The sequence below is a fragment of the Leucobacter iarius genome (assembly GCF_039530105.1).
In the GTDB taxonomy this organism is placed as follows: domain Bacteria; phylum Actinomycetota; class Actinomycetes; order Actinomycetales; family Microbacteriaceae; genus Leucobacter; species Leucobacter iarius.
In genome coordinates this window covers 1,996,108-2,008,838 of record NZ_BAAAOB010000001.1, presented here as the reverse complement: position 1 = coordinate 2,008,838, position 12,731 = coordinate 1,996,108, and the positions used below count along the sequence as shown (strand labels likewise).

Sequence of the window (12,731 nt, the reverse complement as noted above, 5' to 3'; positions counted from 1 at the left end):
CGGCACCCGCGCGCGCTGATCCCCACCCGCCCGACCCGATCTCCACCCGGATCTCCACCCGCGGGTGCATGCCCCCGGACCGGCGCCGCGCGAAGCTGGGAGCATCCCGTTCCCGACCGACCAGGAGCACCCCGTGTCCTACACCTCCTACATCCCCGCACTCATCGCCGTGGTCTGGCTGCTCGTGCGCCAGCTCTCCGTGCGACCGCTCAAGGATCGCCCCACGCTCGCGCTGATCCTGCTCGTGATCGGTGCCGCTCAGACCGCGCAGTTCGCGCAGGACACCCGCATCGACGGCCTCGATGTCGCGCTCGGTCTCGCCAGCCTCGTCGTCGGCGCGGGACTCGCCGCGGTGCGCGCCCACACCGTGCGGCTGTGGCGCGACGGTGATGCGGTGCTCACCCAGGGCACCGTCTGGACCCTGCTGCTCTGGATCGTCGGCATCGGGCAGCACCTCGTCTTCGAGTTCTTCACGCACACGCACGGTTTCGGCACCGCGACCCTCCTCGTCTACTTCGGTGTCGTGCTGCTCGTGCAGCGTCTGCTCCTGAGCCGCCGGGCCCGCCTGCTGCACCTCGCGGCCCCCGCGGACTCTCGGCGTGGCGCATTTGGCGACGAAGCCCGTGCATAGGCTATGCTTGCAGGGTTGCCTCGTGAGCTTGCTCGCAGGGCACGCATGGTGGCTATAGCTCAGTCGGTAGAGCACCGGCTTGTGGTGCCGGTGGTCGCGGGTTCAAGTCCCGTTAGCCACCCCAAGTCCGGCCCCAGCATTTCCATGCTGGGGCCGGTTTTAGTTTTCATATTTTCCTTGGTCAGGGCTTGTTTCCGGTGCGGTGCGTAATGGTGAGCGCCGTGCCCGACCTGGGGTCGGTATGATCTGCGGTCTTGCCGGAGTGGTGCGCAACGGTGGTCTCGGTGCCTCATTACGACGCGCCAGCTCTCGGGCGACCGCCGCGAGTGCGACGCCAAGTTCGCGGACAACCTCTCTGGCACTGGCTCCGTCGTACATGGCCGTACGAGCCGTTCGTAGGTTCTTGTCGATCATGACGCGAAGGCGGGCGCGGGTGTCGATGCCGGCCTCGACGAGTCGCTTTCGGACGGCATGAACGTGGAGCCCGTGTTTCTTCGCGATCTGGACTTGAGCCAGACCGACTGCATAGTCGGCCACAATCGGCGGAAGAGAGCGCTTTAGGTCTGCACCTCACCAACCGTCACTCTGGACTGGTCGCGCCGTCCCCTCGTTGCCGGTTTCCATCCTCACGATGATGCTCGTGCTCCTCCCCGGAGATCAGAAGATCTCCGGACTCTCGACCACATTGCGAAAGCTCGACCATCTGCACCAGTGCAAGCGAAGGATGAGTAAGGTCCTCGAGCAACTTCCAGACTCTTACGAGATCGACCGTTGCCCGGTAGATCATCCACTCGATCGTTCATCTCCCCGTTCTTCCGGCGTACTGCGTACCCGTCGAGCCCGGGTGTATGTCAGACCCTCTGGCTAGCGCCTGAGTCATGAAGGTCGGCGTCCACACCGACGGGTACAACCTGTAACTACGGCAGTCGCGGCTTGTGTGGCCGATCAAGGCCTGGATAGCGTTGGCTCGTTCTGAAGCGGGCTCTTGCCTCCGGACTGATCGCCACACACTCCCGCTGGCAAAACCCGATCATCGAGACGCTCCCCTACTGCACCGCACGCTTGATCGGAGCCAGCGACCCCGTCGGCGAACGCGAGCAGGACCTCTACCTGCATGCTCTAGAACGGTTCGGCTCAGCCGCTCAAATCAGTTACGGCAACTATGTCGCCCGGGTTGTTAAGGCACCGCTCGCTACCGCTGACCGGAACGGCAAGCCGGTCATCAGCCATCCCCAGTAGCCGCTGATGGTGCCGGACGGAGCCGAGCAAGACGTTCTCGATGCTCGGTTCATAACCCCCGTTGTCCTCCGAGAAGAGAAGGTTTCGGACGTCAACGGAAAGACTCAGGTGGAAGGACCCGATACAACTAGCTGGTCGGGCTTTTGCTGAACCGCTCGGTCTGGCCGGACGACGGCGCCGACTTTCCCACGGCTTGACCTGATCTGCGCGGCGGCGTCTCCACCTTCAACCCGGCAAGCTTTGCCCAGGCACGGAAGTGTCCGCCGATGCCGTGGGTAGTGCTTTCCGTCCATGTCGCCCCGCTCGCAGCTGCAATTGCGCTGCCGACCTTGAGTGGGCCCATGCTCGGATCGCTTTCCAACGCTTCGATGCCTGCCTGTCCGCCGGGCACTCCAAGAAAGAGCCTCTTGAGCGTTTCGGAGTCGATATCGCCGCTAGCCGCGACCAGTCCAGCGGACTTCAGAGTCATGATCTTGTCTGTCTTGATGTTGATCGCACCCAGGGCATGGAGGGCGACCGCGGCTTCACGGTCCTTCGCGGTCGTCGGAAGGGGCACCTCCCCGGCGGCATGTATGGCCTGCAGGATGCCGATTGCTCGGCGAGGCGCAATCTGCGGGACCCCGGGGCGAGACTTCACCGGAGAGCGAGCGTCGAGGAGACGAATGGTGCTCGTAGAGCTTGTATCTCCCGCAAGCGAGTAGCTCCCACCCCGACGAACAATGAGACCTGCATACTCCAGCCATGCAAGGAACGCGCGAGCGTACGAATTCCACACAATGTCTGCCACTGCGACGGCAGGGAAAGCGTTGGGCAGGTCCCTTCTGTAGGCCTCCGCCGCAATGGAGCCCCCAAATCGCTCAGTCAGGTCTCGGAATGACGAGAAGGCTCGGTGGCGCCTCAGGGCGCTGGACACGCGACGCCTGATCTCCAATTCAAGATCCCCAGCTTGCAGGACCTCATCGATGATCCGCACCCGGTTTGGCTCGTGCGCCGTGACTCCGAGTAGTCGGAGCTCCCGAGACAGGTTGAAGATGAAGCGATCGGACGTGTCCAACTCGTCGCAAAGGTCCTTGACACTGGCGTCGCCACCGAGTTCCAGGACGGTTGCAAGCAATCGCCCAACGCTGTTAGGCGTTTGCCGAAGGATCCACGACTCCTGGACGGGAACGTTCCCCGTGTTCAGGAAGTCTCTAAAGGTATCCCAATACGTGTCGAGTCGGTCGCCGACTTGAACCACCAATCGACGATCGACCAGCGACTGCACAGACTCCGGCCCGAAGCGCTCCGTCACCTCGACTGCGGCAGTGGGCGCGAACTTCGCAATGTGTCGAAGCACCCCTTGCTCCATGGGATTCAGCTCGGCCAGGTCTGCTTCGAACAGGCCGACGACATTCAAGGACTCCGCGAGGAGAGCCTCCTGGGTCTGCCCTGCATTGAGCTCGCGGAGAACATGGTCCGCGAGCTTCTTCAAGAGCCATGGCAGCCCTTGACTGTACTGGCGAAGGCGAGCTCGGAGGTCGGGAACGAGAGGAACAGTTGCCTGTTTCGCCAACCGTCTGAGGATCGTGTCAACTTCACCCGGACCAAACGGTTCGATCACGATGACAGATCCGGCACCTCGAATGTCGTCTCGAAGCTGAAATGGGTGGCCCTCGGTCCAACCAACAAGATCAGTCTTCCAAGCGAATCCCAGGATGAATGGCCCCTCAACGTCGCGGATGCCCAAAGCGAGATCCCGGAAGACTCTCGTGAGTTCAGCGCTTCGGAAGACATTCTCGAACTGGTCGAAGAAGACTAAAACTGGCTGTTCATGAGACAGCCATCGAAGGCTACGGAGCGTGGCAAGCGAACTCTCGAGGGAAGCCCAACTGGCTGCGTCTGGCAGCGCCACGATCCCAGCTTGCTCGGCATAGAGCGTGACCTGCCTCAGCGCTTCAACTACGTACCGCTGGTCGTTTGCGGTCCGGGCGTCATAGACCGAGCCAATTCCCTCTGCACGGTTGATGAGATCCAGGAACTTCAGTGCGAGGCTGGACTTACCCCATCCAGACTGAGCGTTAAGGACCAAGACCGACCCGCGGGAAGCCTCGGACAGTTGCTCGAGCCGCTCAATGACAGGACGTCGTCCGACGAAGAACTTGGGGGATGCGGGCAACTGGTATTCGAAGTCTGAACCGCTCCCGACTACTCGCGTCAGAAGAGGGGCTGGCGCAGGGACAGTAGAAGGGATCGATCCGTCGGACTTAGCTCCCGCGTCGTAGACTGCATTTCCGAGAGCGTAGTCAGAATCCGACAAGAGCCCGATCACGACAGATGGCACAGGCTCTCCAGCAGTGCCCCAAACTGCAACTCTCTTTGGCGTTCTTTCTGCCGCATCGAGTTCGATGCAAGCCGCGAAGACCCCATGTTCAGTAATGAGAATCGCGTGATCGCTGGCATCCACCACCGAAGCCGGCAAACCTGCTACGACGCCGTCGCGTTGCAAAGAAGCCCCAATGTCATTAGCAGACAGATACTTGAAAGCACTGTCCTTCGCCTCGATCTCTCGCGCTTTCTCCTCACCATCGGCAGTTAGGCGAGGGAGTACAACCATCAAGCCAAATGCGTTGGCATCCTCGAAGCGCTCGATCGTCAGCTTGCCGTAGAAGGCCGTGAGCTCGGCCGCCTTCACGTTGCGGTTATACGCCTTGCACTCGGCAATCGCCTGGCCGCCAGTCAGCTTGTGTCGCGCGGTAACATCAAGCTCGATCCCCTCCGACGTCACGTTGAGATTCGAGGACGTGGATCTTTGGAACCCATACTGCCCGGCCAAATGACGTGCGATAAATCGCTCGAAGAGGCCTCCCTTGCCACCCTTCGAGTCGAGGTCGGGGAGGACCAGGACCTGAACATCTTGAACTGCCATTGAACGCATACAGAGAGCCTATTAGCGCGAGCTCGTTCTGCGCACAGTTCTCGCCCAATCGAACACCAGCACCATGGGCGAGAATGCCGCGCGCCTAGTGAGCGGTTCGACGTGACAATGGATGGCGACACAAGCTGAGATAGAACTGGTGACTGCGAGCCGAGGCCCACGAGGAGCCAACTTCAGCTCCGGACCTTCGCTTCAATCAAGGCGGCCCGGACATCTCCGCGACCCAGCCCCATGCTGCGCGCGAGCGAGCGGATCGAAACACCAACCAGCTGCAGCCTTACGGCGTCAGCCGCTTCATCTACTCCCAGCCACGGACGACGACGCCCGAGGTGGCGCCGAGTGAGGTGCGCCGACACGGTGGCGCGACGAACGCCGCACTTGTCTGCCAGCTCGTTGACCGCCGTACCGTCGAGACTGTCGTCAACGAGGCGGTCAACCTCAGCGGCGGTGAGAAAGGTCTGAAGACCCTCAATCCTCCAAACCACGGCGCCACGAAAAGTCCTCCATCGGGGCAGTTTCCGGGCGCCGGGACACCCGATAGACGCCCGCTTCCAGCGTGAGGCCAGGATATTCGTACGCGGGGCAAAGTTTGCCAACGTACTACGCAGGGACCCCAAGTCAAACAGCCCCCGACTTCCGAGTCGGGGGCTGTTTTGTTTTCTCCAGCCTGGTGCTGCAGAGAATGCGCCCGGGCCCCAATGGCCCGGGCGCACGGCTCAGTCGAACAGCACCACGCTCCGCGCTTCCGCGCCCGCGCGCATCGCGGCAAACGCGCCGTTGGCCTCCTCGAGCGGGATCCGGTTCGAGATCAGCAGGTCGAGCGGGAGCCGCCCCGCGAGGTACAGCGCCGCGTAGCGCGGGAAGTCGCGCGCGGGCACGCTGCCCCCGTAGTTCGAGGCGATGATCGTGATGCCGCGGTAGCAGAGGTCGAGCACGTCGAACGGGATCATCGAGCCCTCCGGCGGCATGCCCACGAGGACCGCCCGTCCGCCCACGCGGACGTGGGACGGCAGCTCGGGGATCGTGCGCGAGTTGCCGATCGCTTCGAAGGCGACGTCGGCGCCTCCCCCGGTGATCCGCTGGATCTCATCCGCGGTGGCGTCGTCCGCGAGCAGCGCGTGCGTGGCGCCCGCCCGAAGCGCGAGCTCGAGCTTCCCAGGGTTGCGGTCCACCGCGATGATCGGGTGCGCACCGGCGAGCCGCAGGCCCATCAGGATCGACAGTCCGACTCCGCCGCAGCCGACGACCACGGCGGATTCCCCCGAGGTCACCCGGGCATTGTTCAGCACCGCGCCGATGCCCGTGTTCACCGAGCAGCCGATCAGCGCGGCGATATCGAACGGGAGCTCCTCGGGCATGCGGATCGCAGCGCTCGCAGGCACGACCGCGTACTCGCTCATCGATCCGACGGCGAGGTAGGGGAAGACGTCCTCGCCGGATCTCGACAGGCGGGTGGTGCCGTCCGGCATCACGCACTCGTTCGAGCGCAGATCGGTGCAGGCCCAGGGTGTACCCGACTGGCAGTTCACGCAGCCGCCGCAGGCCTGGTTCCAGACGAGCGCCACGTGGTCGCCCACGGCGAGCCCCGTCACGCCCTCGCCTAGCTCCTCGACGATGCCGGCACCCTCGTGCCCCATCACCGTCGGCGAGGGGACGTTCCACTCGCCGTCGAGCACGTGCCGGTCGGATCCGCAGATCCCCGATGCCCGCATGCGCACGAGCACCTCGCCGCGGCGCGGTGCCGCCACTTCGATCCGGTCGATCTCCACCTCGTCCCCGGTGCCCGAGTAGATGGCTGCGGCGCTCGTGCGAGCGGTCATGCGGATGCTCCTTCGATGATGGGCGCGGATGCGCCCCGGTGGACGATCGGCGACGCCTGCGCGCCCGATCGGGACGGGACCCCGCGCGGCCCCTCGGGGCCGAACACGTAGTCGGGGTCGGGGTTGAGACGCAGCAGGCCCCAGTAGAGGAGGCTCGAGAGCAGCAGCGCCACGGGCAGGCTCACGTCGGCGCCTCCGGCGAGACCACCCCAGACGCCCACGAACTGGCCGGGGAGGTTGACGAACATCACGCCGGCGACCGCGCCGACGGCCCAGGCGATGACCGCGTTGGTGTTCCAGCCGTGCTGGAACCAGTAGATCCCGCCGGTCTCGCGGCGGCTGAACACCAGCAGCGGTTCGACGTCGTACCAGCCGCGCCGAACGACGTAGCCGATCAGCATGATCGCGATCCACGGCACCGTGCAGACGACCAGCAGCACCGAGAGCGTAGTGACGCTCTGCACCATGTCGAACACGAACTTGCCGACCAGGACGAACACGACGGTGATCGCGCCGATGAGGGCGGTCGAGGCGACGCGCCCCATGACCACGACGATGCTCGAGAAGTCGAGCCCGGTCCCGTAGAGCAGGCTCGTGCCCGTGGTCACGCCGCCGAGCACGCCGATGATGGCGAGCGGCACGAAGAACCACGTGGGCGCGCTCGCGACGAGGCCTCCCACGTAGTCGCCTCCGGCGATCAGCTCGGGCGAACCGATCGAGATGACCGACGCCGTGACGTGGCCGAAGAGGAAAGCTCCCAGGCAGGCGAGCTGCGCGAGCACGACCGCGACGATGAGGGACCTGCGGGGCACGGAGCGCGCGACGTAGCGCGAGTAGTCGCCGAGGAAAGGGCCGTACGAGATGGGGCAGGACATAGCGACGAGCACCGAGCCGAAGAAGCCCGCGATGTACACGGGATCGCTCCACCGGTCGGCGACCCGGTGCGCGAGCACCGCGGCGAAGTCGGCCTGGCTCGCGTAGACCACGATCCCGACAACGAAGAGCACCCCGACGAGAATCGGCACGAAGCGGTTCAGGACCACGAGCATCCGGTAGCCGTAGACGCAGATCACGATCAGCAACAGGGCCATCAGCGCGTACACGAGTCCCGAGAGCAGACCGGTCTGCTCGAAGCCGAAGAGCCGCGCGACGGACGCGAGCAGCGCATCGCCCGACGCCCAGACCGCGAGGGCGAGGAACGTGAAGGCGCCCAGGAGCGCCAGTAGGGATCCGATCAGACGCCCGTGCGCACCGAAGTGGGCGGACGAGGAGACCGCGTTGTTCGTGCCGTTCTTCGGCCCGAAGAGCACCATGGGCGAGAGGATGAGCGATCCGACGAGCACGCCGATCACGATCGCGAGCACCCCGTCCCAGAATGTGAGCCCGAAGACCACCGGGAAGGTTCCGAGCACGGCGGTCGAGACGCTGTTCGCGCCGCCGAAGATGAGCCCGAAGATGTCCCGCGGTTTCGCCCACCGCTCCGATTCCGGGATCGGGTCGATCCCGTGCGCTTCGACGGCGAAGGTCGCCGCCTGCTCTGCTGTCTGCTCCGACATGGAGTGCTCCTCTTCGAGTTCCGGGTCGTACGGTTCCAGGAACGTTCCCGGATCCGAACCGACTCGGGCAACTGTAGAAGCCCGCGGGCACGGTCGCCACCGAAAACACAGGGCGATTCGCCTCAGACTGATCATACGTTTCAGAAATGCCCCGAATGAGCACGTAAACTACGCCCAGGCATCGAGGATCGATATTTTCGCGCAGGCAGATCGCGCGACTTTCGAACGATCCGAACCGAACGGGGGCGCAGTGACGACGAACGAGGAGCTCGCACGACGGGTCCTGCAGGAGGTGCGCCAGGACGGCCGGGCCAGCTACACCGGCATCGCGCACCGTCTCGGCGTGCCTCGGCAGCTCGTCGCGACGATCGTCGAGGACGCCGTGCGCGAGCATCGGATCCGGCTGACCGCGACCGTCAGCCCCGACCTGCTCGGCATCACCCGCTATTCCTACCTCCTCATCCAGTCCTCCGGCCCGAGCGGGCCGATCCTCGGCGCCCTGAACGCGATGCCGGAGACCTGCTTCGTCTCGGCCCTCGCGGGCACCGCGGGCGTCGACGCCGAGGTGCGGGTCGGCTCGGACGCGGACCACCAGCGGGTGCTCGGCGAGATCCGCTCGATCCCCGGCGTGAGCGGCATCTCCTGCAACGTCTACGAGCGGATCTTCGTCAACATCGATTCCCCGCTCCCCGACCGGGCGGCCGCGTCGCTGCGCATCGATCAGGTGGATCACGGGATCATCGCGGCGCTCGAGCGCAACGGACGCGCGACGTTCCGGGAGCTCGGCGCAGCCGGCGGCGTCTCCCCCGCGAGCGCCAGGAACCGCCTGCACCGCCTGCTCCAGAACCGGGCGGTCAAGGTCGTCGGCCTGCCCGTCCGCGACCATCAGGTGGGCCCGCCGCCGCTCGGTCTCGGGATCCGGATCCGCGGAGCGCTGACGGCGGACCTCATCGATCGCGTCTGCACGGTCGCTCCGGAGTTCCTCGCCTCGTCGAGCGGTTCGTACGATCTCATCTCGACGATCTCGGCCGAGACCCCGGAGGGCCAGCTCGCCAAGCTCGATGCGCTGCGCAGCATCGAGCAGGTCGTGCTCGTCGATGCCTGGTCCCACCTGCGCATCACCAAGGAGCTCTACGGCCTGTCCGCCCTCGTGATCGGGTGAGAACGGTCTCCTCCGGGTTCCGACTCAGGAGCAGTCGGCGAGGTTGATCCGCACGGTGGTCGTCTCACGCGTGGTCCCGTCACCGACCCCGAACGTCTCGAATTCCAGCTGCAACTGGTCGCGCGCTACGCCGCTCGGGAGCGCGAGCACCGGGGTCGTCCATGCGTGATTCGCGCCGGAGGGGCTGACCGAGTCGGCGATGTCGTACGAGCCGTTGACCAGCGTGTAGTAGTTGAACAGGTCGCCGGAGCTCGCGTGCCCGCTGGCCTGCACGGTGGGACCCGCGGGGTTGTACGTGCAGCTCTCGAAACCCGCCGACGGCGCGGCGGCGGCGACGGATGGCCGCGGAGTCGCGGGGGGCTTCGGTCGCGCCGTGGGCGGGGCGGACGGCGAGACGGGCACCTTCTGCATCGATCCTCCCCCGGCTGCGGCGGACCCCGAGTTCGACGGCGTCTTCGTCCGCTTCGGGGTCGCGGCGGGCGAGCTCGAGGACGAACTCGGAGATGGTGTCGACGTCGGAAGCTCGTCGCGGGTTTCGGCGGCCCGCGGAGCGGCGCTGGTCACCGCGGGCGGATCCGAGGGCGTGAGGACGACGGCCCCCGAGATTCCGCCGACGACCACCGCGCTCACCGCGACCGTGAGCGCGACCGGGCTGGCCAGCCCCCCGAAGAACCCTCCGCCCACCGCAGCACCTGCACCGGCCGCACCCGCGGCTCCCGCAGCCCCGCCGGTTCCCGCGGCAACCGCGCCGCCGAACGCGCTCGTTCCCGCCGCGACCGCGGCCGCACTGCCGACCGCGACCCCGGTGTGGCCCAGCACTCCGAGCAGCGCCCCGCCGCCACCGATGCCGAGCACGGCGACGGCGGCGCCCCGCGCGATATGGAGGTCGAGCACCCGCAGCTCGGCCGCCGCGCTCGCGCAGGATCGGCAGTCCTCGAGGTGAGCTTCGACCATCCGGCGCTTCCCCGCGGTCAGCCGGTGCGTGACGTAGCGCTGCAATCCTTTGCGCACTTCTCCGCACGTCTCGGTGCTCCCGACGAGGTCGATGTGCGCGTCCAGCCAGGCGGTCCGCAGGGCCTTCCGCGCGCGGATCGCCAGAGCGGAGACCCCGTTCGGCGACACGCCGAGGATCGAGGCGATCTCCCGCGGGGGCAATCCCTCGACCTCCGTGTACCAGAGCACCGACTGCCAGCGCTCGCCGAGCGCCGCGAAGGCCCGAGCGACGGTGTCGTGGTCGAACCGCTCGTCGGCACCGGGCGTCGCCGATTCCGGTGTCGGAACCGATTCCGCTTCGAAGTCGTCCTCGAGCGGGATCGCCCCGCGTCCGGTGTCGGCCGCCGAGGTCTGGATCACCCGGTAGAGATAGGGACGGAATCCCCAGGTCGGACCCTTGCCCTCGCGCAGCAGCACGAGGATCTTCAGATAGGCCTCCGACACGAGATCGTCGGAATCCAGGTTCGGGGCGAAACGCCTCGCGGCGAAACGCCCCGCACCGGAGTGGCGATTCCAGAGCTCTCCGAACGCGGAGTCGTCTCCGGCCCTGGTCGCGTCGAGCAGTTCGGCGTCGCTTCGCTGGGTCATCGGTGTGATCTTCGGCATGGCAGCAGTCCCCCTTGTGCATCGCTGCTCGGCCCCGACGATCGACTCGCCGTGGCCCTCTCCCCATGCCAACGGTGAACCGGAAACCGGATGCACCGCCGCCTTGTGGCAGATAGTACTCGCGCCCCGCCGAAAAAAGAATTTCGAAAGTCGCGTCACGATCGCTCGGTATTTCCGTATCTGCAGGTGAGAACGATCTCCGGCGGCTTTCCATCCCCCATGCAGGGTCGCCGGGGATCGGTCTCAGCAATCGGTTCCGTCGCCCTCCGTTCGGAGAACGGCGGGGACCGAACGCGACGGGCGACGAAGACGTCGCACGCGAATCCGACCGGTTTCGAGGAAATCCATGGCCGATACCGCATCCGCTCCCGCGGCGGGCTCCCGCCGCTCCCGACGGAGATGGCTCTCGGGGGCTCTCGCAGCCGTGCTGCTGGCGCTCGGCATCACGGCGAGCGTCCCACCGCAACCCGCGCAGGCATCGATCGTGACCGGTGACGCCAGCCAGGACTGCAACGGCGTGGTGACCTTCAGCGGATCGCTCGTCGGCCTCTCGCTCGGCTACACGCTCAGCGCGTACGCGGGCCGCACCGATGCGGAGCTGTCCTCGGGCGTCTATCTGATGGGGCGCAGCAAGCCGCAGGGCATCTTCGATCTCATCACGGCGTCCGTCTCGGGCACCTGGCAGAGTCCGTGGCCGGGCCAGGACATCGAGGTCGCGTTCGTGCCCGATTCCTTCCCGTGGGGATCGTTCGCGCTCAACACCGCAACGCGCATCAAGGTGCCCGCCCCGAAGAACTGCCCGGTCTCCGTCGGCGACTTCGTCTGGTCGGACACCAACCGGAACGGGGTGCAGGACGCCGGTGAGGCGGGGATCCCGAACGTCACCGTGAGGCTGTTGAACGCCTCGGGCACCCAGATCGCGACCCGGGTCACCGACGCGAACGGCTTCTACTCCTTCACCGGTCTGACCGCGGGATCGAGCTACTCCGTGCAGTTCGTGACTCCCGCCGGGTACGCGGTCACCCGCGCACTGGCCGGCTCCGACCGTGCGAAGGACTCCAACCCGAATGCGAGCGGAATCGCGAGCTTCACAGCCCCGAGCGGCGGACGGAACTCGGCGACGAGCCCGGACGATCCCACCATCGACGCCGGCCTGGTGCCGCCGATCGACCTCGCGCTGAGCAAGACGCTGACTTCGGCGGCCCCGTTCCGTCCCGGCGGAACCGTCACCTACACGCTGACCCCGAGGAACAACGGTCCGAGCGACGCGCTCGGCGGATGGTCGGTGACCGAGGTGCCGCCGCCGGGACTCTCCGCGGTCTCGATGAGCGGCTCGGGCTACGCGTGCTCGGGCAACGTCTGCACGAACGCCGCGCCGCTCGCCGCCGGCACAAGTGCCGCACCGATCACGGTCACCGCCACCATCGCTTCGAACGCCGACGGCGTGCTGCGCAACGTGGCCTACGTCTCGCCCGCTCCCGGAGACGTGGCGGAATCGAACCCGCTCGGCGTCCCGCCCGCGCCCTCGACCGACACCTCGAAGACTCCCACCAACAACGATGCGGACGCGCCCCTGACCGTGGTACCGCTCACCTCCATCGGCGACACGGTCTGGGTCGATACGAACCGCAACGGCGTGCAGGACCCGAACGAGCCCGGCATGCCGGGTGCGACGGTACGGCTGCTCGATGCGGGGGGCGCGATCGTAGCGACGACCACGACCGACGCGAAGGGGTTCTACGTCTTCGCGAACCTGCCGCGGAGCACCCAGTACACGGTGCGGTTCACCGCCCCGACCGGATACGCATTC

At 66.3% G+C, this 12,731-nt stretch carries 7 protein-coding genes and 1 tRNA gene; 4 read left to right on the top strand and 4 right to left on the bottom strand.

Annotated features, from left to right (window positions below; all coding sequences use genetic code 11):
* Positions 1-133: 133 nt before the first annotated feature.
* A complete protein-coding gene (locus ABD169_RS09000; RefSeq protein ID WP_344031523.1) occupies positions 134-631 on the top strand; it encodes a hypothetical protein in 498 nt (165 codons plus the stop codon).
* Between the two features lie 48 nt (positions 632-679).
* Positions 680-755 (top strand) — tRNA-His (locus tag ABD169_RS08995).
* Between the two features lie 1,242 nt (positions 756-1,997).
* Here ABD169_RS08995 and ABD169_RS08990 read toward each other — a convergent pair.
* The 3 genes from ABD169_RS08990 to ABD169_RS08980 all read right to left on the bottom strand — a co-directional run bounded on the left by ABD169_RS08990 (position 1,998) and on the right by ABD169_RS08980 (position 8,160).
* Entirely contained in the window at positions 1,998-4,784 is a 2,787-nt protein-coding gene (locus tag ABD169_RS08990) for an nSTAND1 domain-containing NTPase (RefSeq protein WP_344031521.1), read from the bottom strand.
* Positions 4,785-5,500: 716 nt separating this feature from the next.
* Entirely contained in the window at positions 5,501-6,604 is a 1,104-nt protein-coding gene (locus tag ABD169_RS08985) for an alcohol dehydrogenase catalytic domain-containing protein (protein ID WP_344031519.1), read from the bottom strand.
* Positions 6,601-8,160 carry a purine-cytosine permease family protein gene (locus tag ABD169_RS08980; protein ID WP_344031517.1) on the bottom strand — a complete coding sequence of 520 codons (1,560 nt, stop codon included), beginning with the start codon at positions 8,158-8,160 and terminating at the stop codon, positions 6,601-6,603. The genes ABD169_RS08985 and ABD169_RS08980 overlap by 4 nt, the downstream gene beginning before the upstream one ends.
* A gap of 250 nt (positions 8,161-8,410) precedes the next feature.
* Between ABD169_RS08980 and ABD169_RS08975 the strand changes: the two genes are divergently transcribed.
* A complete protein-coding gene (locus ABD169_RS08975) occupies positions 8,411-9,322 on the top strand; it encodes an Lrp/AsnC family transcriptional regulator (RefSeq protein ID WP_344031515.1) in 912 nt (303 codons plus the stop codon).
* 24 nt (positions 9,323-9,346) lie between these two features.
* On the opposite strand, the gene ABD169_RS08970 is transcribed toward ABD169_RS08975, so the two are convergent.
* Positions 9,347-10,903 (bottom strand): sigma-70 family RNA polymerase sigma factor, encoded by a 1,557-nt coding sequence (locus tag ABD169_RS08970; RefSeq protein ID WP_344031514.1) that lies wholly within the window; start codon positions 10,901-10,903, stop codon positions 9,347-9,349.
* A 364-nt stretch (positions 10,904-11,267) separates the two neighbouring features.
* Between ABD169_RS08970 and ABD169_RS08965 the strand changes: the two genes are divergently transcribed.
* On the top strand, positions 11,268-12,731 hold a 1,464-nt coding region (locus ABD169_RS08965; protein ID WP_344031512.1), incomplete at its 3' end, for an SdrD B-like domain-containing protein.

Coding starts and splice junctions, on each gene's coding strand:
- ABD169_RS08990 (WP_344031521.1), bottom strand. CDS start 4,784: ATGCGTTCAATGGCAGTTCAAGATGTTCAGGTCCTGGTCCTCCCCGAC.
- ABD169_RS08985 (WP_344031519.1), bottom strand. CDS start 6,604: ATGACCGCTCGCACGAGCGCCGCAGCCATCTACTCGGGCACCGGGGAC.
- ABD169_RS08980 (WP_344031517.1), bottom strand. CDS start 8,160: ATGTCGGAGCAGACAGCAGAGCAGGCGGCGACCTTCGCCGTCGAAGCG.
- ABD169_RS08970 (WP_344031514.1), bottom strand. CDS start 10,903: ATGACCCAGCGAAGCGACGCCGAACTGCTCGACGCGACCAGGGCCGGA.